This is a genomic window from Actinomadura rugatobispora, from assembly GCF_055379765.1.
This window is the reverse complement of record NZ_AP029191.1, coordinates 7,393,420-7,418,094: the sequence shown is the minus strand read 5'-3', so window position 1 is coordinate 7,418,094 and position 24,675 is coordinate 7,393,420. Positions and strand designations below refer to the sequence as shown.

23 protein-coding genes and 2 pseudogenes are annotated in these 24,675 nt (G+C 73.2%); 9 read left to right on the top strand and 16 right to left on the bottom strand.

Features of this window, described 5'->3' with window-relative positions; translation table 11 throughout:
- Positions 1 to 2: 2 nt before the first annotated feature.
- Together ACZ466_RS33200 and ACZ466_RS33195 are read left to right on the top strand one after the other, a co-directional pair.
- Positions 3 to 245, top strand: a complete 243-nt coding sequence (locus ACZ466_RS33200; protein ID WP_378286064.1) for a hypothetical protein — start codon at positions 3 to 5, stop codon at positions 243 to 245.
- Positions 246 to 521: 276 nt separating this feature from the next.
- Positions 522 to 809 (top strand): hypothetical protein, encoded by a 288-nt coding sequence (locus ACZ466_RS33195; protein ID WP_378286065.1) that lies wholly within the window; start codon positions 522 to 524, stop codon positions 807 to 809.
- A gap of 57 nt (positions 810 to 866) precedes the next feature.
- Here the strand turns inward: ACZ466_RS33195 and ACZ466_RS33190 are convergent, their stop codons facing one another.
- The 10 genes and pseudogenes from ACZ466_RS33190 to ACZ466_RS33145 all read right to left on the bottom strand — a co-directional run bounded on the left by ACZ466_RS33190 (position 867) and on the right by ACZ466_RS33145 (position 11,823).
- Positions 867 to 1,658, bottom strand: a complete 792-nt coding sequence (locus ACZ466_RS33190; protein ID WP_378286066.1) for a hypothetical protein — start codon at positions 1,656 to 1,658, stop codon at positions 867 to 869.
- Positions 1,655 to 2,584: an ABC transporter ATP-binding protein gene (locus tag ACZ466_RS33185; protein ID WP_378286067.1), complete on the bottom strand. Its 930-nt coding sequence runs from the start codon at positions 2,582 to 2,584 to the stop codon at positions 1,655 to 1,657. The genes ACZ466_RS33190 and ACZ466_RS33185 overlap by 4 nt, the downstream gene beginning before the upstream one ends.
- Before the next feature lie 192 nt (positions 2,585 to 2,776).
- Positions 2,777 to 3,325, bottom strand: a complete 549-nt coding sequence (locus tag ACZ466_RS33180; protein ID WP_378286068.1) for an NUDIX hydrolase — start codon at positions 3,323 to 3,325, stop codon at positions 2,777 to 2,779.
- On the bottom strand, positions 3,322 to 4,464 hold the full coding sequence (locus ACZ466_RS33175) for an NAD(P)-dependent oxidoreductase (RefSeq protein ID WP_378286069.1): 1,143 nt from the start codon (positions 4,462 to 4,464) through the stop codon (positions 3,322 to 3,324). The genes ACZ466_RS33180 and ACZ466_RS33175 overlap by 4 nt, the downstream gene beginning before the upstream one ends.
- 173 nt (positions 4,465 to 4,637) lie before the next feature.
- Positions 4,638 to 5,408, bottom strand: coding sequence for a DUF6879 family protein (locus ACZ466_RS33170; protein ID WP_378286070.1), 771 nt, complete (start codon positions 5,406 to 5,408; stop codon positions 4,638 to 4,640).
- A gap of 43 nt (positions 5,409 to 5,451) precedes the next feature.
- Entirely contained in the window at positions 5,452 to 6,330 is an 879-nt protein-coding gene (locus tag ACZ466_RS33165) for a helix-turn-helix domain-containing protein (RefSeq protein ID WP_378286071.1), read from the bottom strand.
- A gap of 88 nt (positions 6,331 to 6,418) precedes the next feature.
- Positions 6,419 to 8,023, bottom strand: coding sequence for an alpha-amylase family glycosyl hydrolase (locus tag ACZ466_RS33160; RefSeq protein ID WP_378286072.1), 1,605 nt, complete (start codon positions 8,021 to 8,023; stop codon positions 6,419 to 6,421).
- Positions 8,024 to 8,074: 51 nt separating this feature from the next.
- Entirely contained in the window at positions 8,075 to 9,340 is a 1,266-nt protein-coding gene (locus ACZ466_RS33155; protein WP_464044032.1) for a nucleotide sugar dehydrogenase, read from the bottom strand.
- An 8-nt stretch (positions 9,341 to 9,348) separates the two neighbouring features.
- A pseudogene (gene wecB, locus ACZ466_RS33150) lies at positions 9,349 to 10,426 on the bottom strand (non-hydrolyzing UDP-N-acetylglucosamine 2-epimerase).
- 44 nt (positions 10,427 to 10,470) lie between these two features.
- On the bottom strand, positions 10,471 to 11,823 hold the full coding sequence (locus ACZ466_RS33145; RefSeq protein ID WP_378287759.1) for a sugar transferase: 1,353 nt from the start codon (positions 11,821 to 11,823) through the stop codon (positions 10,471 to 10,473).
- A 360-nt stretch (positions 11,824 to 12,183) separates the two neighbouring features.
- On the opposite strand from ACZ466_RS33145, the gene ACZ466_RS33140 reads away from it, so the two are divergent.
- The 5 genes and pseudogenes from ACZ466_RS33140 to ACZ466_RS33120 all read left to right on the top strand — a co-directional run bounded on the left by ACZ466_RS33140 (position 12,184) and on the right by ACZ466_RS33120 (position 16,215).
- Complete coding sequence (locus ACZ466_RS33140; RefSeq protein WP_378287758.1) at positions 12,184 to 13,209, top strand: TolB family protein; 1,026 nt, start codon at positions 12,184 to 12,186, stop codon at positions 13,207 to 13,209.
- Between the two features lie 268 nt (positions 13,210 to 13,477).
- Positions 13,478 to 14,137: a hypothetical protein gene (locus ACZ466_RS33135; RefSeq protein WP_378287757.1), complete on the top strand. Its 660-nt coding sequence runs from the start codon at positions 13,478 to 13,480 to the stop codon at positions 14,135 to 14,137.
- Positions 14,134 to 15,372: a hypothetical protein gene (locus ACZ466_RS33130; protein ID WP_378287756.1), complete on the top strand. Its 1,239-nt coding sequence runs from the start codon at positions 14,134 to 14,136 to the stop codon at positions 15,370 to 15,372. Before ACZ466_RS33135 ends, ACZ466_RS33130 begins: the two co-directional genes overlap by 4 nt.
- Positions 15,369 to 15,920: pseudogene (locus tag ACZ466_RS33125) on the top strand (WecB/TagA/CpsF family glycosyltransferase); the annotation flags it as partial. The gene ACZ466_RS33130 and the pseudogene ACZ466_RS33125, both read left to right, overlap by 4 nt.
- A gap of 70 nt (positions 15,921 to 15,990) precedes the next feature.
- The gene (locus ACZ466_RS33120; protein WP_464041784.1) at positions 15,991 to 16,215 is read left to right on the top strand and encodes a WecB/TagA/CpsF family glycosyltransferase; all 225 of its coding nucleotides are present in this window, start codon (positions 15,991 to 15,993) and stop codon (positions 16,213 to 16,215) included.
- On the opposite strand, the gene ACZ466_RS33115 is transcribed toward ACZ466_RS33120, so the two are convergent.
- Positions 16,178 to 16,816 (bottom strand): hypothetical protein, encoded by a 639-nt coding sequence (locus ACZ466_RS33115; RefSeq protein ID WP_378287754.1) that lies wholly within the window; start codon positions 16,814 to 16,816, stop codon positions 16,178 to 16,180. The genes ACZ466_RS33120 and ACZ466_RS33115 overlap by 38 nt on opposite strands.
- A gap of 161 nt (positions 16,817 to 16,977) precedes the next feature.
- Between ACZ466_RS33115 and ACZ466_RS33110 the strand changes: the two genes are divergently transcribed.
- Positions 16,978 to 17,724 carry a hypothetical protein gene (locus ACZ466_RS33110; protein WP_378287753.1) on the top strand — a complete coding sequence of 249 codons (747 nt, stop codon included), beginning with the start codon at positions 16,978 to 16,980 and terminating at the stop codon, positions 17,722 to 17,724.
- A gap of 11 nt (positions 17,725 to 17,735) precedes the next feature.
- Positions 17,736 to 19,052: an O-antigen ligase family protein gene (locus ACZ466_RS33105; RefSeq protein ID WP_378287752.1), complete on the top strand. Its 1,317-nt coding sequence runs from the start codon at positions 17,736 to 17,738 to the stop codon at positions 19,050 to 19,052.
- 9 nt (positions 19,053 to 19,061) lie between these two features.
- Here ACZ466_RS33105 and ACZ466_RS33100 read toward each other — a convergent pair whose 3' ends face one another.
- From ACZ466_RS33100 to ACZ466_RS33080, 5 genes are read right to left on the bottom strand one after another with little or no spacing between them, the layout of a single operon-like run.
- Positions 19,062 to 20,042, bottom strand: a complete 981-nt coding sequence (locus tag ACZ466_RS33100; RefSeq protein WP_378287751.1) for a right-handed parallel beta-helix repeat-containing protein — start codon at positions 20,040 to 20,042, stop codon at positions 19,062 to 19,064.
- Positions 20,043 to 20,068: 26 nt separating this feature from the next.
- Positions 20,069 to 21,172 carry a DegT/DnrJ/EryC1/StrS family aminotransferase gene (locus ACZ466_RS33095; protein ID WP_378287750.1) on the bottom strand — a complete coding sequence of 368 codons (1,104 nt, stop codon included), beginning with the start codon at positions 21,170 to 21,172 and terminating at the stop codon, positions 20,069 to 20,071.
- Positions 21,172 to 21,846: an acetyltransferase gene (locus tag ACZ466_RS33090; RefSeq protein ID WP_378287749.1), complete on the bottom strand. Its 675-nt coding sequence runs from the start codon at positions 21,844 to 21,846 to the stop codon at positions 21,172 to 21,174. The genes ACZ466_RS33095 and ACZ466_RS33090 overlap by 1 nt, the downstream gene beginning before the upstream one ends.
- A complete protein-coding gene (locus ACZ466_RS33085) occupies positions 21,830 to 23,359 on the bottom strand; it encodes an oligosaccharide flippase family protein (protein WP_378287762.1) in 1,530 nt (509 codons plus the stop codon). The genes ACZ466_RS33090 and ACZ466_RS33085 overlap by 17 nt, the downstream gene beginning before the upstream one ends.
- The gene (locus tag ACZ466_RS33080) at positions 23,356 to 24,627 is read right to left on the bottom strand and encodes a glycosyltransferase (protein WP_464041783.1); all 1,272 of its coding nucleotides are present in this window, start codon (positions 24,625 to 24,627) and stop codon (positions 23,356 to 23,358) included. The genes ACZ466_RS33085 and ACZ466_RS33080 overlap by 4 nt, the downstream gene beginning before the upstream one ends.
- Positions 24,628 to 24,675 lie beyond the last annotated feature (48 nt).

The window sequence follows — 24,675 nt, the reverse complement described above, 5'->3', positions numbered from 1 at the left end:
ATATGATGAAGCGTCTGGCTGCAGCCGGTGTCGTGACCGCCGCCCTGGGCGGCGTCCTGATGTCGGCGGTTCCCGCCCTGGCGAACGACGACGAGGCCGAGATCAACCAGGAGAAGGTCCTGGAGCTCAACATCGCCTGCAACATCCCGATCCTCGCCATCGCGAAGGGCCAGGAGTGCGGCGGTTCCGAGGCCGCCGTCCACGACCACGACGAGGCCAACGAGATCGAGATCAAGGGTCGCTAGACCCTGCGCGCTTGACCAGAAAGGCAGGGGGCCATCCGGCTCCTTGCCTTTCTCTATGTCCGACGGAAAAGCGGAACGCCGCCCCGGGAAGCGGGTCGCACAACGGCGTGAAAGCGCCGATGATCAAGCACCGGCAGAGGTCGGCAATGATCTGGTCAAAGTCCGAATTTTGGCCGCTCCAGCCCGCATGAAATACGCGGTGGCGTGTTATTAATAGCCGTGCACTACATCACAGTAGGCACCCGAAGCACTCTCCACAGAGGCTAGGAGACTCGAATGATGAAGCGACTGGCCGCGGCCGGTGTCGTGACCGCCGCCCTGGGCGGGGTCCTCCTCTCGGCGGCGCCCGCCCTGGCGAACGACGACGAGACCGAGATCAACCAGGAGAAGGTCCTGGAGCTCAACCTGATCTGCAACGTCCCGATTCTGGCCGTCGTCAAGGACCGCCAGGAGTGCGGTGGGACCGAGGCGGTCGTCAAGGACGACGACGAGGCCAACGACATCAAGATCAAGAACGAGCAGCAGCACCACCACCACGGCAAGCAGCACGGCAAGAAGCGCTGACGGCCGTAGCACGGTGGAGAGGCAGGAGACCGCGAGGTCTCCTGCCTCTCCCGCTTTTCAGGCGTCCCGGCGGCGCAGGGTCGCGTACCCGGCGGCGACCGCGGCGGCGGCCCAGGCCGCGACGACCACCAGGCCCGCCAGAGGCGGGTACTCCTCCGACTCGCCGCGCATGAACGCCGCCCCGGCGGTGCCCGGCAGGTAGTGCGCGATCCGCTCCACCGCGGCGATGTCGCTGGCCTGGAGCAGCGCGGGCAGCAGCACGACGACCAGGAAGATCACGATGAGGGTGCCGGCGGCGCTGCGCAGCACCGTCCCGGCCCCCAGGGCGACCACGCTGATGAGCGCCAGGTAGCAGCCCGCGGCGAGGACATCGCCGATCCACCCGGCCGCGTCGAGGTCCGCCCACCGTCCCAGCAGCGGCGCGGCCACGGCTGAACCGAGGGCGGCCAGCAGGAGCCCCGCCGCTCCCCCGACGACGGCCGCGACGACCGTCTTGGACAGCAGCATCACGCCGCGCCGCGGCACCTGCTGGAGGGTGGTGCGGATCGCGCCGCCGGAGTACTCGGCGGTGATGAGCAGCATCGCCAGCCCGATGATCGCGAACTGGACGACGTCGACCGCCTGCACGGCGACGGACCCGACCGCCACCATGCCCCGGTCGTCGGCGGGGTCGTCGTTGGTGTTGGCGTTGGTGGCGAAGATGGAGAACTGGAGGGCGCCCAGTCCCATCAGCGCGGCGGCACCGAACAGGCTCCACCAGGTGCTGCGGACGGTCCACGTCTTGGTCCACTCGGCGGCGACGGCGCCGGGGAACCCGCCGCCGCCGTGCCGGGTCGTGACGGCGGTCATCGGACGGCCTCCGGGTGCGGCGCGCCGTACTCGACGCTGTCGGCGGTGAGTTCCATGTACGCCTGCTCAAGGGTGGCGTCCTGCGGGCTGAGCTCGTACAGCGGGACGCCCAGGCGGTGCGCCAGCTCGCCGACCGGTTCGACGCGCACGCCCGAGACCAGCAGCTCGCCGGGAGCGGTCTCCTCGGCGGACGCGCCCTGCGCGTGCAGCCGGGCGGCCAGTTCGCGCAGGCCGTCCTCGTGCGGGCTGCGGACCTTCACGCGGTGCCGGGAGCTGGCGGCGATGATGTCGGCGACCGGCGCGTCCGCGAGCAGCCTGCCCTTGCCGATGACGACCAGCCGGTCGGCGGTCAGCTCCATCTCGCTCATCAGATGGCTGGAGACGAACACCGTGCGGCCCTCGGCGGCCAGCGACCGCATCAGCTCGCGCACCCAGCGGACGCCGTCGGGGTCCAGACCGTTCACCGGCTCGTCGAACATCAGCACGCCCGGGTCGCCAAGCAGCGCCGCGGCGATGCCGAGCCGCTGGCTCATGCCGAGCGAGTACGCGCCCGCCCTCTTGCGCGCGACGCCGGAGAGCCCGACCGTCGCCAGGACCTCCTCCACACGGGCGGCGGGGATGCCGTTGCTGCGCGCGGTCGCGAGCAGGTGGGCGCGGGCGGACCGGCCCGGGTGCAGCGCGCGGGCGTCCAGCAGCGCGCCGACCTCGCGGAGCGGGTGCGAGAACTCGGCGTAGTGGCGCCCGTTGACCAGGGCGGTGCCCGAGGTGGGCCGGTCCAGGCCGAGGATCATCCGCATGGTCGTGGACTTCCCGGCGCCGTTGGGGCCGAGGAAGCCGGTGACCAGGCCGGGTTCTATGGTCAGGGTCAGCCCCTGGACGGCGGCCGTCTCGCCGTACCGTTTGGTCAACCCGTCGAGGGTGATCATTCGTTCTCCCCGTCTGTCGTCTCCCCGCAAGGTAGGGACGGACGGGGTGCGGGGGCAGTGGGCGATCGTCGCCGGGCGCCCCCGACTTTCGTCAGGTCGGCAGCTCGTAGATCCCGTACGCGAAGCCGTCCGGCCGACCGACGCCAGACGCCCTGGAGACCGAGCACATCCCCGTGCAGCGAGGCGGGCCGGTCAGAGGCTGGGGAGCTTGGCCGCGAGCTTCGGGGTGGGGGCGTTGGAGAAGGCGCACCAGGCGTAGCCCTCGGCCTCTTCGGCTTGGAGGACCACCTTGGGCTCCTGTACCCAGAACGCCCAGCGGAAGTCGGCGTGCCAGTGCTCGGGCTCGTCCTTCGCAGGGTTGGCGGGGATCAGGTGGACGTCGATGTCCACAGGGGTGACGTCATGTCCGGGCGGGGAGACCGCGCCGTGCCAGGAGATCCCGGTCTCCTCCTCCAGTTCCCGGAGGGCGGCGAGCATCAGCCCGTTGTCGTCGGCCTCCAGATGACCACCGGGCAGCAGCCACCGGTTGAGGGCCTTGTGGTGGATGAGCAGCAGCCGGTTGGTGTCGTCGATGACGACCGCGCCGGCGGTGATGTGGCCGCCGTCGAACGTCTTGCGCGAGGTGGGATCGGCCCCGCGCTCCAGCGCTCGGATGAGGGGCGCCAGGTGTTCGGCCTCGTCGGGGTACCGGTCGAGGTAGCGGGAGACGGTGGCGCGGGTCTCGTCGACGGTGATGCTCAAGAAGTGGCTCCATCGAAGTAGCGCAGCCAGGTGGCCGCGATGAACGAACGGTCGGACGCGGTGATCTCGTGCAGGCCCGGCTCGTGGTGGTCGGCGGATGCCAGAGTTGCCAGGGCAGCCAGGATCTCGGCCTGGACGAGGAAGATGAAAGCACCCACACACGCGCCGTGCAGGAAGTTGACCGCGTTCCCGTCGGCCAGCACGTAGAAGTAGTGGCCGGTTCGGGCGTACCGGGTGATGTGGTCCCCGGCCGGGGTCCGCGCGTACAGACCGTCGAGGGCGTCCAGCTCCAGCTCGTCGTCGGAGCTGGTGACGCTCGCGATGTAAGCGCCGTTGGCGACAATCGCGAAGTCGTCCTCCTTGAGCGCCAGGTTCCCCGTGGCGCACACGATCAGTCCGGCCCTGGCCAGCGCTTGGGCGAGGCTGGGCGCGGTTCGGTAGCCCTGGCTGAGTGCCTGGGTGCGCCGGACGGGGTCGGAGTCGTAGACGGTGACGGCGACGTGTTTGGCGTGCAGCATCGCCGCGACCGACCGGCCGAGCTTGCCGTACCCGATCACGGTGGCGGGGCGGCCCTGGAGGATGTCCCCACGGGAGCGGATCAGGGCCTCCGCGGAGAAGGTCACCGACTGCCCGACCAGGTAGTCCTCGGGGTCCTTGAGCGGGGAGCGGGCGACGCTGAACACCGGGCACGGCACCTTGCCCAGGGCCGCGTACCGCTGGTGGCCGTTCTCGGTGTCCTCCACCACCCCCGCGATCCGTCCCGAGAACCGCGAGCACAGGTGCACCAAGGTGGGCGCGAAGTACCCGCCGACGTCCAGCAAGACCACGTCGCGCCTCGCAGCCCGGCCCTCCAGCACGCTGAGGGCATGGCCGGGGTCGGTGAACGCGGCCCGGTCCAGTTCCTCCACCGGCATCAGCCCGGAGATCTCCCGCAGCGCCCCGGCGTCGATCGATTTGGGCTTGGGCAGCACCGCCGCGATGCCGGCCGTCCTGGCGACCGCTCGCAGGAACGCGGGCCGCTCCGGCAACAAGTGCGTGATGACCATCGCCATCATGTCGCCCGACGGCGGGATGTGGGTGGTGACCTTCTTGAAGAAGGCGTCCACCCGCGACACCTCGAAGTCCTCAAGCACAATCATGACGCCCCCACCTTCCGGCCCGGTGCGGGTCGGTGATGGTCTTGGTGTCGGACTCTCGGGGCCGGTCGAAGGACGGCAAGGGAGCCTCCGGAGGGCTGGTGGTCGTGTCCCCTGACACTGGCTCGCCGCGGCCCTCGAAGGCCAGAAAGTTGGTAAGGGTTGGTAGCCGGTGCTCAGTCGTCGATGTCGAACTTCTCGTGCGGCGTCGCACGCTCCCACGCCATCTCGACGGCCGCGACGATCGGAGGGATTTCGCGCGGGTCGGTCACGTAGGTGTAGCCGGGCACGTGCTTGCCCTCACCGTCGTTGTGGTTGAACGCGACGAGCCGCTGATCGAACATCCACAGGTCGCTGTGCGGCAGGAGCAGGCCCAGCGCGTCCGGCCGCCACAGCCAGCGGACGTCCTCCCCGGCCGCGATGTTCTCGTCAGTCACCAGGTGCAGCCATCGCGAGTACGCCGATGGCGGGCGGGAGATGATCCGAACCCGGCGTACCGTGACGCCCCGCGATACCGCTCCTCCGATCAGCCGGTCCCATCGGCCGCCGTCGTCCGAAACCCGTGTCGGGCCTCCGGCCTGCCAAGCGTTGAAGTCCTCGCTTGGGCCGTAGAAGTCGCGCAGCTCCAGGTGGATCGCCGACCGGCGGGCACCCGCCAGCATCTGTTCGAAGTCCGGGGAGCCGTGCCCCTGTCTGCCCTGCTCGTACTCGGTGAGCGCGTCGAGGATGACCTGACGCATACGGGCCGGGAGCCATACGACGCTCTCGTCGGAGGCGAGTACGGCGTGCTCGCCGAGCATTTCCAGCACGGCCGGGTCGGTGATCACGCGGCCCTGGAACAGGAAGTCTCCAGTCAACGGATCGACGAACACCGCCGGGCAGTGCTCTCGGTCGGACTTGTCGTCGCCTCCGGCGAAATCGAGGCGGACGAAGCGGGGGTCGGTCATCCTCAACTCCTGAGGGCGGACAACGAACCATTCTCCGAGACTTTCACCCGCCGTCGTCCAGGGCGTCAACCGCCCTGAGCGCATCGAGGATCAAAGCCCGTGCCTGGTTCCCGTAGACGGCGATGGACTCCAAGCGTGCCCACATCTCCAGGTAGAGGCGCACCTCCGGCGGGGCGGTGATGTTCAGGTGCCCCGAGGTCAGCTCGACCGAAACGAGGCTCGCGTCGTCCATCGTGAACGACTCGCCGGTGATGACGCCGCGCCTGTCGATGCCACGGGGGATGATGCCGAGGAACACCGTGGGGCGCCGCATCACCTCCAGCAGGTGCGACAACTGGCCCTGGTGGGTCTCCAGCGGCCCCGGCCGATACCACAGGACGTCCTCCTCCAGGATGAACAGCCACCGGGCGTCCGGGCGCTTCAGGCACTCCTGACGGGCGAGGCGCGCGGCAACGGCTTCAGCGACGTCGTCGATCTCGATGTGCTGGTCGATCCGCACCCGGTCGAGCAAGAAGGAGATCATGTCCGCTGTTTGCAGCAGGCCGGGGACTACACGCGTCTGGTAGACGCGCTGCACCGCCACCTGCCAGTAGATGCCGCGCAGCCGCTCCTGCCGGGCCTTCAGGCCGCCCCGGTTCAACTCCATGTGCGTCGCCCAGGCGTCCGCCACGTTCGCCTGCTCGGCGAGCAGTTCAGCCGTCAGCTCCAGCGACGCGCCGGTGACCCGGCACCACAGCCGCACCGTGTCGGCCGTGATCGCGTACTGCCCTTTCTCGATCTTCGTGACGTTCGCCGCCGACCGCCAGCCCGCACGCGCCGCGAACGCGCGGCCGGTCAGCCCGGTGCCGGCGCGCAGCTCCCGCAGCCTGGCCCCCAGACGAACGCGGGCCGCTTGGGCCGAGGAGGACGGGGACGAGCTCATCAAGGAAATCATGCCCCGCCAGGCACCGGGCTCGGCCGTCTCGCCGTACCGTTTGGTCAACCCGTCAAGGGTGATCATTCGTTCTCCCTCAGGCCGGCCGGGGCAGCTCGTAGATCCCGTACGCGAAGCCGTCCGAGGTGATCGAGTCCGCGGTGAGCGTGACACCGGAGCCTTCGACGGCGCGCGCGGCGGCGAGGCCGGGTGGGGCGGGGGTCGAGGCGGGCTCGCGGCGCGGGTTGACGACGACGAGGAAGCGGCCGCCACGCACGTAAGTGAACGGGAAGCCGTCGTGCAGGATCTCGGTCGCGCCCTCGCCGCGCAGTTCCGGGGACGAGGCGCGCAGCGCGATCAGGCGCCGCACCAGATGCAGCAGCGACCCGGGATCGGCGCGCTGGCCAGCGACGGTGGGACGGGACGGGTCCGGGTCGACGGGCAGGTAGAGCCGGTCGGCGGGCGCGGTGGAGAAGCCGGCGTTCGGGCCGCCGTCCCACTGCATGGGCGTCCGGGAGCCCGCGCGGTTGTAGCGCGGCCCGAGCACGCTGCCCTCGGTGTCGGGCAGCCCGGGGATGTAGCGCATGCCGATCTCGTCGCCGTAGTAGATGGCGGGCAGCGTCGGCCAGGTGAGCTGGAGCGCGAACGCGGCGGGCAGTTGCTCCGGGGTGCGGGCGCCGCAGGCCAGCCGCGCGAAGTCGTGGTTGGACGTGGGCAGCGAGATGTGCCCCGCGCCGCCGATCGCCGCGGTGGCGTGCCGCCATGCCTCGACGAACGGGCGCGGGGAGCCGTTGCCGCCCGCGTCGAAGAAGCAGTCGGCCGGGTCCCAGTGGTCGAGCACGGTGCCCTCGTGGTTGTTCCACAGCGACCGCATGGGCAGGCCGTCGGTGGGGCCGCCGAACTGGAGGAAGAAGTCGGCGTGGAAGCCCGCCGGGACCGACACCGCCGGGTCGCCCCACTCCGCGAGCAGCGCAGCGTCGGGGTGGGCGCGGTCGAGCCAGGCCCGCAGCTCCGTCCACAGCCGGGTCGTCTCGCGCATGCCGGGGTCGTCCTTGACCAGGGACGAGGCCATGTCGACCCGGAAACCGGACAGGCCCAGCCCCAGCCAGTGGTCCATGATGTCGCGGAGGGCGGCGCGGTTGGCGCGCGGGCCGTCGGCGTCGACCGGCTGCCGCCACGGCTGGTCCGGGTCGGTGCGGGCGTAGCCGAAGTTGAGCGCGGGCTGGGATTCGAAGAAGTTCGGCAGGTACGCGCCGGGCCGCGTCCCGGGTGAGGGGACGAAACCGGGCGGGTGGGAGCCGTCGGCGGCCGCCCAGATGTAGCGGTGGTCGGACGGGTCGTCCGCGGACGCCCGGAACCACGGGTGCTCGTCGGAGGTGTGCCCCGCCACCAGATCGAGCAGCACCCTGATGCCGTGGCCGCGGGCAGCCTCGACCAGGCGCGCCAGGTCGTCGCCGGTGCCGTAGCGGGGAGCGACGCGGAAGTAGTCGGACACGTCGTACCCGGCGTCGCGGAACGGCGACACGAAGCACGGGTTGAGCCAGATCGTGTTCACGCCGAGCCAGGACAGATGGTCGAGCCGTTCGATGACGCCGTTGAAGTCGCCGATCCCGTCACCATCGGAGTCGGCGAAGCTCTGCGGATAGATCTGGTACAGGACGGCGTCGGCCAGCCAGGACGGGCCGGTGCGGGGCGTCGGCATGGGCGGCGGGAGCCTTCCTACTCGCTCAGCGGGTCGTCATCCCCGACGTTCTCACAGTGTCTCGATGGTGGGGCGGACGGCGGCGCGGGTGTGGCCCCGGGCGTCGAAGAGGAGCGTGGCGTGCGCGGCGAGCGTCTCCGGGTCGTAGTCGGCGTGGCCGGTGAGGAGCAGGACCAGGTCGGCGGCTTCGAGTGCGGCGGGCAGGTCGGTGCCTGCGGTGGGGATGGGGGTGTCGTCGACGTGCCAGGTGGTGACGTAGGGGTCGTGGTAGGTGAGGTGGGCGCCCAGGCGGGTGAGGCGGCGGGCGATGGGGCGGGCGGGGGATTCGCGTTGGTCGGCGATGTCGGCTTTGTAGGTGACGCCGAGGAGGAGGACGTTGGCGTCTTTGAGGGCGCGGCCTTGGTTGTTGAGGAGTTGCTGGGCGCGCTCCACGATGTAGCGGGGCATGCGGTCGTTGATCTCTTGGGCGAGTTCGACGAAGCGGAAGGGGTAGCCCAGGGAGCGGACCTTGTAGGAGAGGTAGTTGGGGTCGATGGGGATGCAGTGGCCGCCGACGCCGGGTCCGGGGCGGAAGGCTTGGAAGCCGAAGGGTTTGGTGGCGGCGCAGTCGATGGCGTCCCACAGGTCGATGCCGAGTTCGTGGCAGAAGACGGCCATCTCGTTGACCAGGGCGATGTTGACGTGGCGGTAGGTGTTCTCCAGGAGTTTGGCCATCTCGGCCTCGCGGGTGCCTTTGGCCTGGACGACCTGGTCGACGAATTTGCCGTAGAGGGCGGCGGCGGCGGTGGCGCAGGCTTCGGTGAGGCCGCCGACGATCTTGGGGGTGTTGGCGACGCCGTAGACGGGGTTGCCGGGGTCGATGCGCTCGGGTGAGAAGGCCAGGTGGAAGTCGGTGCCGGCCTTGAGGCCGGAGCCTTCTTCCAGGAGGGGGCGCAGGACTTCGTCGGTGGTGCCGGGGTAGGTGGTCGATTCCAGGACGACCAGCGTGCCCGGTTGCAGGTGGGCGGCGATGGTGGTGGCGGCGCCGCGCACGGCGGCCAGGTCGGGGCCCCCTTCCTCCGAGAGCGGGGTGGGGACGCAGATGACGATGGAGCGGGCGTCGTCCAGGACCGCCTCGTCCAGGGTGGGGGTGAAGCCCGCGGTGAGCATGTCGCTCACCTGGGCGTCGTCCACGTCGTCGATGTGCGAGCGCCCGGCCTTGAGTCCTTCGACGACGCGGGGGTCGCGGTCCAGGCCGCCCACCCGCAGTCCGGCCTGGGCGGCCTCCCGTACCAGCGGCAGCCCGACGTAACCGAGCCCGATGACCACCAGATCCATGTCCATGGCTACTTCGCCTTCTTCCAGTGGCGGATCACGTCGGCTATGCGTTCTCCGGCGTGGCCGTCCCACAGCGGTGGCTTGCGGGCGGTGGCGTGTTCGGTGTCGAGGGCCTTGCGGGTCTGGGGGACCAGGTCCTCGAAAGTGACGAGGCGGTTGGTGCCGTGGGTGATGGTGATCGGCCGCTCGGTGTTGGGCCGGACGGTCAGGCACGGCACGCCCAGGATGGTGGTCTCCTCCTGGAGTCCGCCCGAGTCGGTCACGACCGCGGCCGCGCCCCGGACCGCGGCGATGAAGTCGATGTAGCCCAGGGGCTCCAGGACGTGCACGCCGGGGTGGTCGTCCAGGCCGGCGGCCAGCAGGGTGGCGCGGCCGCGGGGGTGCACCGGGATGACGACCTCGGCCAGGTCGGCGACCCCGTGCAGGTGCTCGACCAGCGCCGCGGCCGTCTCGGGGGAGTCGACGTTGGCGGGGGCGGTGCAGGGTGGCCAGCACGTACCGGCCGGGCAGGGAGTGCTCGGCGCGGACCTTGGCGGTGTCGAAGGCGTCCAGGTTCTTCAGCAGGGTGTCGATCATCGGGTTGCCCACGAAGTGCGACCGCTGGACGCCGATGCCCTCTGCGGCCAGGTGGCCGATCGCCTCGGGGCTGGTGACCAGGCACAGGTCCGACAGCTGGTCGGTCAGGCGCCGGTTGACCTCCTCGGGCATGGTCATGTCGAAGCTGCGCAGGCCGGCCTCCACATGCGCGACCGGGATGTGCAGCTTGGCCGCGACCAGCGCGGCGGCGATCGTCGAGTTCACGTCGCCGTACACCACGACCAGGTCCGGCGCGCGGCGCAGGAGCTCCCCTTCGAGGCCCGTCATGAGTGCGGCCGTCTGCGCGGCGTGGCTCCCCGACCCCACGCCGAGGTTCACGTCCGGCTCGGGCAGCCCCAGCTCGCGGAAGAAGATCTCCGACATCCGCTCGTCGTAGTGCTGGCCGGTGTGGACGACCGCCTGCCCGACCCCTCCGGCCCGCAGCGCCTCGATGACCGGAGCCGCCTTGACGAAGTTGGGACGCGCGCCGAGCACATGCAAGATGATCATGAGGGTTCCGTTCCGGATCGGGGCGGGATTCAGGGGGCGGCCGGTCAGTAGGCGCCCGAGCCGCGCACCACGGCGGCGATGGTCTTCCAGAGGATCTGGGTGTCGAGGGTGAGCGACCAGTTCTCGATGTAGCGCAGGTCCAGCCGGACCGACTCGTCCCAGGACAGGTCCGAGCGCCCGCTGACCTGCCACAGGCCGGTCATGCCGGGCTTGACCGCCAGGCGCCGGTGCACGTCCTCGCCGTACCGGTCCACCTCGGCGGGCAGCGGCGGGCGCGGGCCCACCAGCGACATCTCGCCGCGCAGCACGTTCACCAGCTGCGGCAGCTCGTCCAGCGAGAAGCGGCGCAGCCGGGCGCCCAGCCGGGTGATGCGGGGATCGTCGCGCAACTTGAACAGCAGGCCGTTGCGGCCCCCGGCGGCCGACAGCACGTCGCGGCGGCGGTCGGCGCCGACGACCATCGTGCGGAACTTCAGCATCCGGAAGCGGCGGCCGTCCCGGCCGATCCGCTCCTGCGCGTAGAGCGCCGGACCCGGGTCGTCGGCCCGGATGAGCAGCGCCATCACCGCCCACAGCGGGCTCAGCAGGATCAGCGCCAGGCCCGCCACCGTCCGGTCGAACACGCCCTTGAGCAGCCGCCGCAGCCCGGCCAGCTCGGGATGGTCCACGTGCAGCAGCGGCAGCCCGGCGGCCGGGCGGATCGTGGTGCGGGGCCCGGCGATGTCCAGCAGCGCCGAGGCGACCAGCAGTTCGGTCTCGCTCTCCTCCAGCCGCCAGGCCAGCCGCCGCAGCTCCACCCCGGCCAGCTCGGGACAGGCCAGCACCGCGACGGTGTCGGCGCCGGTCCGTCCGACGACGTCGGCGACCTCGTCGAGACCGCCCTCCACGGGGACCGTCCCGAGCATGTCCGGGCCGCCGTCGGCCGGGACGCAGGCGGCCACGATCTGCATGCCGTGGTACGGGGCGCGCCCGAACTCGCGGACCAGTTCGGCCACCGCCTCGCGATGCCCGGCCGCCACGACCCGGCGCAGGCACTCCCCCCTCCCCCGCCGCCGGTGCAGCCGCTTGCGCAGGTGGTACCGCGCGACCAGGGTCAGCAGCGTGACCAGCGGTAACGCGATGACGACGTAGCCGCGCGCGACCTCGGCCTTGGTGGCGTACGAGGCGATGGCGACCGCGGCGGTCAGGCTGACGCCCGCGGTGAGGACCCGCCGGTACTCGTCGGACCCGATCCCGAAGAAGCGGGCGTCGTAGGCGCGGGCCGCGGCGGCCCACCCGACCCACAGCAGCGGCAGCCCGGCGGCCAGCACCGCGTCCGGCCGGGGGGTCAGGGAGTGCTCGCCGAAACGGAACACGAAACCGGCCAGCCCGGCCGTGAGGGCGCAGCAGAAATCCACGGCAATGGCGAGGCGAACATAGCGTGAAACCCAGGCGTCCACCCCCGCCGCCCGTCTTCTCCGGCCGGGCCGGACCCCCGTGGAAGCATGATCGATGACGCTCACCCGGCCATCCCCCGTCACCCTCTCCGTTGCCAGAAAGAACATTGACCGCAGGGTTAAGTTGCCAGTCGGGACAGGTAAAAGGAAGGTAATGTACGGGGGCCGGACGTGGCCGCGGCGCGATTTCCGTGGTCACCGGCCATTCGACTGGCCGGATTCGGACGAATAAAGGGCGGCACCGGATCACGCACTTAACCTTGCGCCTATGTGCGACACCTTCACGGATCGGGGCATGGACCGGGACATGGGCCGGATCCGGTGACGCCGCGTCCGCGTTCGCGGGCCGTCGCGGCCGGCGCCGCGGCGGCGGTCGCCGCGGTGGCCGCGGGAGCGGTGGTGCTGGCGGGCGGCGACGGCTCCGGGAGCGGCCCGGAGACGCGCGGCGGGCAGGGCCCGGCCGGCGGCGGCCTCGGCGCGCTCGGCGGCCTCGACAGGCCCGGCAAGCTGCTGTTCCGCAACGCCGTCCCCGGCCCGCAGTCGGGCAGGCTGGCCGGGGTGCCGCTCGCGGCGCCCGGCGGCGCCCGCGCGGTCAGCGGCCTGTCCTGCGTCCGCGTGCACGCCAGGGGCGGCACGGGCGTGTGCCTGACGGTCGAGCGCTCGGCCCACCCGCAGGCGTACGCGATCGCCCTGGACGCCGCGCTGCGCCCCACCCGCAGGATCCCGGTCCCGGGCACGCCGAGCCGGGCCCAGGTGTCCCCCAGCGGCCGGATGATCTCCTGGACGGTCTTCGTCAGCGGCCACTCCTACGCCGGGAAGGACCTGTCCACCCGGACCGGAATCCTCGACACCCGCACCGGCGACGTCATCCCTGACCTGGAGCGATTCACCCTGCTCCGGGACGGGCGGCCCGACACCGGCGTCGACCTCAACTACTGGGGCGTCACCTTCACCCGCGACGACGACCGCTTCTACGCCACCGCCAAGACCAAGGGCACGACCTATCTGGTGGAGGGCCGCGTCAGCACCCAGGCCATGTGGACGAAGCGCACCGACCTGGAGTGCCCGTCGCTGTCCCCGGACGGCACCCGGCTGGCGTTCAAGAAGGCCACCGGCGACCCGGCCCGGCCCTGGCGGCTGCACGTCCTGCGGCTGCGCGACATGAAGGAGACCGCCCTGGCCGAGCGGGAGTCGGTGGACGACCAGGTGGTCTGGACCGACGACCGGACGCTGGCCTACGGGCGGCTGCGCGGCGCGTCGACGGACGTCTGGACGGTGCCCGCCGACGGCTCCGGGGCGCCGCGGATGCTGCTGTCCGGCGCGTTCTCGCCCGCCCCGCTCTCCTGACGCCGGCGCCGCCGGGCGGCCCTCCCGGCACGGCCTGAATTGGCCAGCCAAGGACCTGGCCAGCTTTGGCCGCAGTGATCATCCGGATTCGGCGTGCGACAATTCCGAGCCCGTTCATCGGGCGATGCACTTTTGGTGCTGCCGTTATGGGCACATTTTGTTCACTTTCGCGGCTGGCCGGGGTAGGCCACTTTACTCGGTGGCTTTTCCGAGGAACGCGGACGCAATATTGGGGCCGACGACGGGGAAACGGGTTCGGGGAGATGCGTTGAGCCGACTGCACGCATTGCGTCATCGTTTCGTGGACGCGCCGGGTTCCCTCGGCGCGCGTTACCGCGCGCGCCGCTGGGACCGGCTGCTCGCCGCCTTTCCCGATCTCGGGGAGATGTCGGTCATCGATCTGGGCGGGACCGCCGAGTCCTGGCGGCGGGCACCGGTCCGCCCGGCCCGGGTGCACCTGGTCAACCTGGAGAAACCGCCCGAGGACCCGCCCGCCTGGCTGCGCGCCGACCACGCCGACGCCTGCGAGCTGCCGCCGGAGATCCTGGCCGGCGGCTACGACCTGGTGGTCTCCAACTCGGTGGTGGAGCACGTCGGCGGGCACGCCCGGCGCCGCATGTTCGCCGACGCCGTGCACCGCCTCGCCGACCGGCACTGGGTGCAGACGCCCTACCGCTACTTCCCCGTCGAGCCGCACTGGGTGTGCCCGGGGATGCAGTTCCTGCCGCCGCCCGCGAAGGTCACCGTGGCGCGGCACTGGCCGCTGGTGCACACCCCGCCCGCCGACCGCGCGGAGGCGCTGCGCGCGGTGCTGGAGGTGGAGCTGCTGAGCCGCACCGAGATGCGGGCCTACTTCCCCGGCTCGCTGATCCTGTCCGAGCGGGTCGCCGGGCTGACCAAGTCGCTGATCGCGGTGAGGCGGGCATGACCGCCGGTCCCGCCGACGCGTCCCCGCCCGCCGACGCGTCCCGGCCCGCCGCGCCGGTAACGGACCCGGCCCGGCTGCGCAGGCTGGGCGCCGCCGACGGCGCCGCCCGCGACGTGATCGCCGGGCTGCTCGGCCAGGCGGTGCGGGGGCTGCCCCGGATGCGCCACAACCAGTCGGGCCCGTTCGTGTTCACAATGCGCGGCGAGCCCGAAGGCCCGACCGCCAGCGGCGATGCGACGCGGCACCGCGCCGTCCCGGCCGGGCGCAGCCTGCGGTACGCGGCGATCGTGGCGCTCGGCGCGCGGCTGCTGCCGCCGGACGAGCAGCGGGCCGCGCTGGGCGGCCAGTCGGCGGCCGAGCTGACCGGGACGCTGCTGCCCCGGCTCGCCGCCACCGGCCCGGACGCGGTCACCTCGCTCGGTGACATCGCGCTGGTGGCCTGGGCCGCGGCCGAGACCGGCCACGACGGGCTGCCGCAGGCGCTGCGGCGCCTCGCCGCCGCCGACCGTCCCGGGCGCGGCGCCGTCTACACCGTCGACGCGGCCTGGGTCGCGTCCGCCCTCGCCGCCGCCCGCGACGCCGGCGCCGACCCGGCCGCCGAGCACCTCGAACGGTCCCGCCGCCGCCTCCTGGACGGCCTGCGCGGCCGCGCCCTGTACACCCACGAGGTCGGCGGGCGCGGCCTGGTCCCCCGCTACCGCGCGCACGTCGGCTGCTTCGCCGACCAGGTGTACCCCGTCCAGGCACTGGCCCGGCTCGGTGACGGCGAGGCCGTCGCGGCGGCCGACCGGGTCGCCGCGGCGATCTGCGCCGCGCAGGGCCCCGGCGGCCAGTGGTGGTGGCACTACGACGCCCGCACCGGCGGCGTCGTCGAGGGCTACCCCGTCTACAGCGTGCACCAGCACGCGATGGCGCCCATGGCGCTGCTCGACCTGGCCGAGGCCGGCGGCGCCGACCACCTCGGCGCGATCGCCCGCGGCGTCGGCTGGCTGGCCGCGCCGCCCGAGACCGGCGAGCCGCTGATGCCCGGCGACCCGGTCATGACCTGGCGCAAGGTCGCGCGCCGCGACCCGCGCAAGGCGGTGCGCGGCGCGCGCGCCGCCACCACCCTGCTGCGCCCCGGGTGGCGGGCCGCCGCGCTGGACCGGGCGTTCCCGCCCGGCGCGGTCGACCGCGAGTGCCGCCCCTACGAGCTCGGCTGGCTGCTGTATTCCTGGCTGGAGGACCACGCATGAAGCGCGAGCAGCACACCGGACGGTACGGCGGCGCACGTCCCGCGCCGTCCAGGCGGCACTTCCTCGGGGTCTGGCTGGACCCGCTGAGCATCGACGAGACGGTCGCCGCCTGTGTCAAGGCCGTCGAGCAGCGGACGCCCCTGACCATCGGGGTGCTGAACGCCGCCAAGATCGTCCGGCTGCGCCAGAACGACGGGCTGCGCCGCGCCGTGCTGGGCTGCGACCTGGTCCTGGCCGACGGCCAGTCGGTGGTGTGGGCGTCCAGGCTGCTGCGCGAGCCGCTGCCCGAACGGGTCGCCGGGATCGATCTGATGCTGGCGCTGCTGCCGGAGGCCGAGCGGCGCGGCGACCGGGTGTTCTTCTTCGGCGCCCGCCCCGACGTGCTGGAGCGCACGCTGGCGGAGGTCCGGCGGCGCTTCCCCGCGCTGGTCATCGCCGGGTCCCGGCACGGCTACTTCTCCTCGGCGGAGGCGCCCGAGATCGCCGACTCCATCCGCGAGGCCCGCACCGACCTGCTCTTCATCGGCGTCTCCTCGCCGATGAAGGAGCTGTTCATCCGGGACTGGGCGGCGCGGACGGGCGCGTGCGTCGCGCACGGCGTCGGGGGGGACGTTCGACGTGCTGGCCGGGGAGGTGCGGCGGGCGCCCGAGTGGTGGCAGCGGCACGGCCTCGAATGGCTCTACCGGGTGATCCAGGAGCCGCTGCGGCTCGGGCCGCGCTACTTCACCACCAACTTCACCTTCGTGGCGCTGGTCGCGGGGGCGGCCGCGGGCGAGGCGCTGCGCGGCGCCGCGTCCCGCCTCCTCAGGCGCGGGCGGCCGCCGGGCGCGAGGCCACGGTGACGCGCCGGCGGTCGGCGGCGACCGCCGCGTACAGCGTCAGCACCGCGCCCAGCAGGCCGATCGCCAGCAGCCGCCGCGACGGCCGGCCCGTCACCGGCACCGGCCGCCCGCTCCCGGCCGTCACCTGCCAGGAGATCAGCGAGCCGGGCAGCGCGCCCTGGACCCGCTGCCGGTCCAGCAGCTGCCGCCACATCACCTCCAGCACGGCGGCGTGGGTGCGCCGGGCGTCCTCGGCGGTGGACGCGACCGCCGTCACGGTGAGGTGCGGCTGATCATGGATGGGCTGTTCCATGTTGCCCCGGTTGGCCAGCAGCACCTGGTAGGAGGCGGTGCCCCCGGCGGCGCGGACCTGCCGCCGCCCGGCCTCCGACCCCATCGTGCGCGCGGAGATCTCGGCGTTGGTCACCAGCGCGGGCGTGAAGCCCGCGTAGGCGTTGCGGGGGAACGGGGCGCGCGGCGACAGCAGCGTGATGGCCGAGCGCACCTCGTAGTCGGGACGGGCCGTCTTGACGTGCAGGGCCAGCAGCAGCGTCAGCGTGACCGCCGCCAGCGTCACCACCGGATGGCGCCGCAGCGCTCCCCCGAAATGCCGGATCGTCACAGCCCGCTCCCGCCCCGTCGGTCCCCGCCATCGTGGCACGGGGCCCGCGGCGGCGGTCGAACCTCGCCAGGTGTGGCCAGAGGGGTGACGGGGCCGCGGCCGGTCCGCACGATGGTGATCGACGGCCCCGCCGGGGGCGGCGGGGGCACCGAGGGGGACGGGTGGATCTGCTCGACTGGATAGGCATCCTGCTGAGGAGGTGGAAGCTGACCGTGCCCCTGCTGCTGCTGGCGCTGGGCGGCGTCGGCGCCGCGGCGACGGTGACGCCCTGGACCTACGAGGCCAGGGCCAACCTGGTGTTCCTGGCCTCGCCGTTCCAGGCCAGGCAGGCGGGCGGGAACCCGTGGCTGGTGTTCGACAGCTCCCTCACCGTCACCGCCGAGGTGGTGGGCCGGGAGATGATGGACGACCGGACCGCCGCCGGACTGCGCGGCCGGGGGCTGACGGCCGCCTACGAGATCGGCGTCGCGCAGGACTCCACCGGCCCGGTGCTCGCCGTGGACGTCTCCGGCGACGACCCGCGGGTCACCAAGGCGACGCTGGACGCGCTGGTCGCCGAGATCCCGCGGCGGCTGACGCAGATCCAGGTCGAGGAGGGCGTGACCGAACGCGCCCAGATCAAGGCGAGCGTGGTCACCGCCAGCCCGAAGGCGGCCCTCGCCGCGACCGGCAAGCTGCGCGTCCTGGTGATGGCCCTGTTCGTGGGGCTGGCGCTCACGGTGGCGGTGCCGCTGTTCGCCGAGGTGCTGTCGGAGCGGCGCAGGCGCGGCCGTGCCCCGGACCCGGAACCCGCGCCGGCGCCGGACCCGGCCCCGGAGAAGCCCAACGGTGTCACGTTGCCGGATCTCACCGGGTCCGCCAACGGCGAGAGCGCGGGCGCCGGGCTCGTCCGCAGGTCGAGAGACTGACCAGGGCTCCGATGGGCCTCCTCTCGACACCCGCCGCGCCGGCGCCGGAGGCCCCGCGGCCGCTCGGACGGGTGGACGCGGTCACCGTCCTCAGCGTCTTCGTGGTCATGCTGACCGTGGTGCCCGCCCGGTTCGTCGTGGGCCCGCTGGGCGCCGCCGGGACCCCGGCGGGGATCATGGCGGTGCTCTGCCTGGGCTGGTACCTCAGCTCGATGATCACCGCGCGGACCACGCCGATCCGCGGCCCGCAGCCGGTCCGCTCGGTGGTGGTGCTGTTCGGCTGCTCGATCCTGGCCGCCTACGCCGCCGCGATGGGCCGCTCGCTCCCCGGGCTGGAGGCCAACGGCGCCGACCGCGGGCTGATCCTGATGCTGGGCTGGATCGGCGTGGCGCTGCTGGCCGCCGACGGGATCCCGTCCCTGGACCGGCTGGAGGCGGTGCGGCGCAGGCTGGTGGCGGGCGGCGGGTTCATCGCCGTCCTGGGCGCCGTGCAGTTCTTCACCGGGTTCGACCTGGCCGGGCACCTGGCGTTCCCGGGGCTGAGCACCAGCACGTCCTACACCTCGCTCCTGCAGCGCGAGGAGTTCAACCGGCCGATGGCCACGGCCACCCACCCGATCGAGTTCGGCGTGGTGCTGGCGATGCTGCTGCCCCTGGCGCTGCACGGCGCGATCCACTCCGAGGAGGGCAAGCGGTTCCGGGCCTGGCTGCCGGTCGGGCTGATCATGGTGGTGCTGCCGATGACGGTGTCCCGGTCGGCGGTGCTGGGCATGGTCGTCGTCGGGCTGGTGGTGCTGCCGATCTGGCCCGCGATGTGGCGGGTGTGGGCGCTGCTGGCGGTCGGGCTGCTGTCGGTGGCGCTGCGCGCGGTGGTGCCCGGCCTGATCGGCACGCTGACCAGCCTGGTGTCCTCGATCGGCAGCGACTCCAGCACCGTCACCCGCACCAACGACTACGCGGTGATCGGGGAGGCGGTGGCGGAGCGGCCCTGGTTCGGGCAGGGCTTCGGCACCTACCTCCCGCAGACCTACCGCATCCTCGACAACCAGTACCTGCTCACGCTGGTGGAGACCGGGCTGCTCGGGCTCGCCGCGATGCTGACGGTGCTGGTCACGGGATGGGTGCTGGCGCGCAAGGCCCGCAAGGCGAGCGCCGATCCGGTCACCCGGCACCTGGCGCAGTGCTTCGCGGCGTCGATGGCGGTGGCGGTGGCCTCGTTCGCGACGTTCGACGCCTTCAGCTTCCCGATGGCGGCGAACCTGACGTTCCTGTGCCTGGGCTGCACGGGCGCGCTGTGGCGGCTCACCCGTCCCGGCGCCGCGGCCTGAAGGGCCGGCTCAGGGTTTCACGGGCTTGCCGGTGTCGTGCCACACGTTGTCGCGCCACACGTTGCCGCGCCCGGACCGCTCGAACGCGGTGACCGGCCCGTAGAACCCGCCCTTCTTGAAGTGCCGCCGCGTGAAGGCGTTCCGCATGACCCTGATGTTGGACGAGCGCCCGAACTTCCCCTTGCCGCCGTACAGCGCGTAGCCGCCCCCGCCGAGCAGGTTGCCGACCACGGTGACGTCGTGCGCCCGCCCGAAGTCCTGGTAGATCGAGACCGCCGAGGTCTGCGCGACCGGGTTCAGCAGCACGTTGTTGCGGACGACCAGCGACAGCCCGGGTGCGGGCCCCGAGTTGGACTGGACGGCGGTCACGTGGTCGCCGGGGAACTCCTTCAGGCCGTCCACCACCGAGTCCTCGACGAGCCCGTGGTCGGTGTTGATGCCGTTGGAGACGGTGTGGACGTGCACCCGGCGGGCGGTGATCATGCCGCCGTGGTTGACGATGCCGTACTGCACCTTGGTCCGGCCGTCCCCGTTGATCTCGGAGTTCTCCACCCGCAGCCCGGACCGGCCCTTCCGCTGGATGATCGCCCACTGCCCGGCGCCGACGACCTGGGTGTTGCGGATGGTGACGTTGTCGGCCTCCACGTTGATCTCGGTGGAGACCCGCAGGCCGTCGATGACCGCCCCGTTCCGCCGGACCGTGATGGGCCCGCTGCGGCGCAGCTTCTTGCCGCGCGGGACGCCGACGGTGCCGAGGGTCGGCCAGGTGACGCGGGAGCCCTCGCCGCCGACCGGCGCGGGGCTCTTGAGCTGGAGGGGCGGCACCGGCACCGACGCGGTGGGCGCGGCGCTGGGCGTCGCGGACGGCGGGACCTGCGGGGAGCGGGCGCTCTTGCGCTCCCCCGCACGATCGTCGCCGGCGCCCGAGCACGCCGTGGCGGCCAGGCACGCGACGGCCGCCAGCACGGGGGCCGTTCTCGACAGGGCCATCGGGCTCCCTTCCAGGGATGCGGCGGTCAGCCGAGGATCTTGTGGAGGGCGGCCGCGACCCGCTCCTGCTGCGCCGCGGTGATCTGCGGGAACATCGGCAGCGACAGGATCTCCCCGGCGGCGCGCTCGGCCACCGGGAAGTCGCCGGGGCCGTGGCCCAGGTACCGGAACGCCCGCTGCAGGTGGACGGGGACGGGATAGTGCACGCCGCAGCGCACCCCCATGTCGCCGAGCCGGCCGGCCACCTCGTCGCGCGCGGGGACGCGGACGACGTACAGGTGCCACACGTGTTCCTGCCCGCCGCCCGGACCCGTCCCGGGCGGCGAGGGCAGGACCAGGCCCGGGACGCCGTCGAGCAGCTCGGCGTAGCGGGCGGCGGCGGCGCGGCGCAGGTCGTTCCACCGGGCCAGGCGGCGCAGCTTGGCCCGCAGGACGACCGCCTGGAGGGTGTCCAGCCGCGAGTTGAAGCCGACGATCTCGTGCCGGTACTTGCGCTCGCTGCCGTGGTCGCGCAGCAGCCGCACCGTCCTGGCCAGCTCGGCCGAGCCGGTGACGACCGCGCCCGCGTCGCCGTAGGCGCCGAGGTTCTTGCCCGGGTAGAAGCTGGTGGCGGCGACGGCGCCGAACAGGCCCTGGCCGTCGTGGAGGGCGCCCTGCGACTGGGCGGCGTCCTCCAGGACGGGCGGGCCGAGGTCCAGCAGCGGGTCCATCGGGACGAGCCGCCCGTACAGGTGCACGGGGACGATCGCCGCGGTGGACGGCCCGACCGCCGCGGCCGCCCGCTCCGGGTCGATCAGCAGGTCGCCGGGCTCGGCGTCGACCAGGACCGGGCGGGCGCCCGCCCGGACCACGGCCTCGGCGGTGGCGACGAAGGTGTTGGCGGGCAGCACGACCTCGGCGCCGGGGCCGGTGCCGAGGGCGCGCAGGGCCAGTTCGAGGGCGTCGGTGCCGTTGGCGACGCCGACGCAGTGCCCGGCGCCGGTGAACCGCGCGTACTCCTCCTCGAACTCCCGCACGTCATCGCCCTGCACGAACGCGGTGGAGGCCAGGACGCGCTGGAAGCCGTCCAGCACCTCACGTTCCACCTCGGCGTGCGCGGCGGCCAGGTCGACGAACGGCACCTCGGCCATCACTGTCCCTCCTTCCGTTTCTCCTTCGTCGCGGGGCGCAGCAGGCGGGCGGGCGAACCGGCCCACACCTCTCCCGGCGGCACGTCGCGCAGCACGACCGACCCCATCCCGACCAGCGCGCCCGCGCCGATCGAGACGCCCTCCCGGACCAGCGCGCCCGCGCCCAGGTACGCGCCGAACCCGACCCGCACGCCGCCGCCCAGCCGCACCCCGGACGCGATCGTCACGAAGTCCTCGACCTGGTCGTCGTGCGTCAGCGTGACGTGCGGCATGATCGCGACATGGGCGCCGACCCGGACCGACGCGGTCAGCACGGTCTGCGCCAGCACCACCGACCCCGGGCCGACGCGCGAGGACGGCGACACCCACGCCGCCGGGTGGACGAGCGTGGCGTAGCGCCGCGCGGGCAGTCCCAGCCGCCGCACGATCCGCCGCCGCACCGACGGGTCGCGCGGGCTCGCGGTGCACACCGCCAGCCGCGCGGTCGCGTGCGCCTTGGCGGTCTCCTCCGCGTCGCCGAGGACGGGCACGCCGTCGACGGCGGTGCCGCGCCTGTCGAAGTCGTCGTCGGCGAAGCCCAGCAGCCGCCAGGCGGGCAGCGCGGTCACCGCCTGCGCGACCTCGCGGCCGAGGCCGCCCGCGCCGACGATGATCAGGTCATCCGGTTCCGGCATCGGCCGCCTCCAGTGTCGTCCGGTCTTCTTCGGGGTCGTCGGCGCGCCCGTCGATGGCGCGGAGCGCGCGCAGGGCGTCCCGCATCGGGCGGAACAGCAGGGCGAACGCGGCCGCCGCCGCGGTCCCCGCGACCGCCAGCGCCAGTACGTCGAGGTCGATCGCGGTGTGCGCGGCCCAGGCGGCGAGCCCGACCGCCGCCGCCAGCAGCGCCGGGAGGGCGGTGCGTCCCAGCACCCGCGCCGGGGGGACGCCCGCGCGGCGCAGCTCCCACAGGTACAGCGGCAGCACGACCAGCGCCGCGACGAGCACGTGCGCGACGGCGACCCCGGCGATCCCGTCCAGGCGGGCACCCGCGACCAGCGCCGGGACGAGGACGGCCAGCCACACCGCCTGCACGGCGAACACGGCGCGGGAGCGGGCCAGCACCACGAAGTAGTCGTAGAACAGCTCGAACATGATCCGCAGCCCGCCGAGGACCGCCAGCCACAGCAGCGCCGCCGCGGCCGGCTCCCAGGACGTCCCGTACACCAGCCGGACCAGCGGTTCGGCCGCGCCCGCCAGCAGCAGGCAGACCGGCAGCGTGAGCCCGGCCAGCAGCCCCGCCGTGGACAGGAACGCGCGGCGCAGCGCGGGCGGATCGTGCTGGATGCGGGCGAACGCGGCGGGCGCGACGCTGCGGACCGGCTGGGAGAACATCGCGACCGGCCAGTTCGACAGGTTGAACGCCAGGACGTAGAAGCCCAGCGCGGTCGGGCCGAGCACGTGCCCCACGATGAGCTGGTCCACGCCGCCGACCGCGAACACCACCGCGCTCGACCCGGCCAGCGGCAGCCCGAAGCGCAGCAGCCTCCGCGCCGCGGCCGGGTCGAACCCGAACCGCAGCGGCTCCGGGGACGCCCGCACCAGCAGCACGGCCGAGGCCGCGGCGCCCGCCAGCCGTCCCACCGCCAGGCTCATCGCGCCCGTCCCGGCGGCGGCGAGCGCGATCGACACGGCCGCGCCGCCCCAGTTGTTCACCTGGTCGGCCAGCATCTTGCGGTCCTGGCGGAACCCGCGCTGCAGCAGCGCGGCGGGCACCGCCACCAGCCCGTTGATCACGACGTTGAGGGTGAGCAGCCGGATCACCCCGGTCGCGGAGGGCGCGCCCATCGCGGACGCGAACGCGGGCGCCGCCAGAAAGCAGCCCGCGTACACCGCGCAGCTCGACACCAGCGAGAGCGTCGCGACCGTCGGCGCGATCGCGCGCGGGTCGCCGGGCCAGCGGACGATCGCCAGGCTGACGCCCAGCTCGTTGAAGCTGAGCACGGCCAGCAGCGCCACCAGCGCGACCGCGAACACCCCGAACTCGGTCGGCCCGAGGATCCGGGCCAGCGCGATCCCGATGGCGAGCGTCCCCAGCCGTCCCGCCGCCGTGTTGACCAGGCTCCAGCCCAGGGCGCGCGACGCCCTGCCGAAGAGCGTCCCGTCCTCCCCCACGGCCAGCCGTTTCAGGGGGTTCGTCCAGCGCTTCACCGCGGGCTGCTCCGCGCGGCCGCGCCCTTGGAGGCGACTGCGTTGAAGTCGTCCAGGGCGACCGCGCCGCGCAGGCGGCGGGCACGGCGCTCGACCTTGTACGCCAGGACGCGGCCCACCGTGCTCGCCGCGTCCCGCCGCACGGCCAGCGCGCCCGCTCCGGTACGGGCGGCGTCGAGGGCGTCGCGGTAGATGCGCTCCTGGACGCGCGCCGCCCCGTCCAGGCTGAACCGCTCGACCACCAGCCGCCGCCCGAACTCCCCCAACTCGCGGCGGCGCGCGGCATCCCCGGCCAGGGTGCGCAGGATCGTCTCGAGCCGGTCGGCGCCCTCGCCGCCGATGCCGTACCAGCCCTGCTCCAGGAACATCCCGGCCGACTCGGGCGTCAGCGGCTCGAAGAACCCGCGCTCGCCCTGCACGACCAGCGGCTTGGCGAACGCCATCGCGCGCAGCGCCGACCCGCCCATGCCCAGCGCGATCGACGCCGACGCGTACGCGGGGCGCGGATCGTCCAGCTGCCCGGTGAGGACCACGGCGCGCCGGCCCGCGCGGGCGTTGGCCTCGGCGGCGCGGGCCTCGACCCGATCGCGGCACGGGCCGTCCCCGACGACCACCAGCCGCAGCCCGGTCTCGGCGGCCAGCCGCCCCGCCACGTCCACGGCCGTGAGCAGGCCCTCCAGCTTCAGCTCGGCCGCGAGCCTGCTCACCACCACCACGTCGATCGGTCCGGGCTCCAGCTCGAACCGCCTGCGGAACTCCTCGGCCGGGTGGCCGGGCGCGTTGGCGGCCACGTCCACCGGCGGCTCGATCAGGTGGACGGCGCCGGGCCTGCGCCCGCGCCGGGCGAGCACGTCCTGCTTGATCTGCTCGGTCCCGACCACCAGCGGCAGCGTCGGCGGGAGGAACGGCGCGACCGCCATCGACATCACGGTGCACACGGCGGCGGCGTCCCGGCGGTTCCGCACCGCGTGGAAGGCCTCCAGGCCGGGCGGCCACTCGTAGCCGTGCACGACGTCGAACCCGCGCTCGGCGACCAGCGCCCGGAGCCGCCGCACGGTGGACGGCGCGGGCCGGCGGCGGCCCGGATCGAGCGTGAAGTGCTCCAGGCCCTCCTCCCGGACCCGCTCCACCAGCGGGCCCGGCTCGCTGATGATCGCGGCCCGGTGGCCCAGCCCGCGCATGGCGGCGGCCAGCTCGATCGCGTTCAGCTGGCTCCCGCCGATCCGCATGTCGTGCGGATACACCAGGATGTTCAGCTCCCCGCTCATGCTGTCTCCCTCGTGGGGGGACGACCCCCCACACCCCCCGGCAAGAAC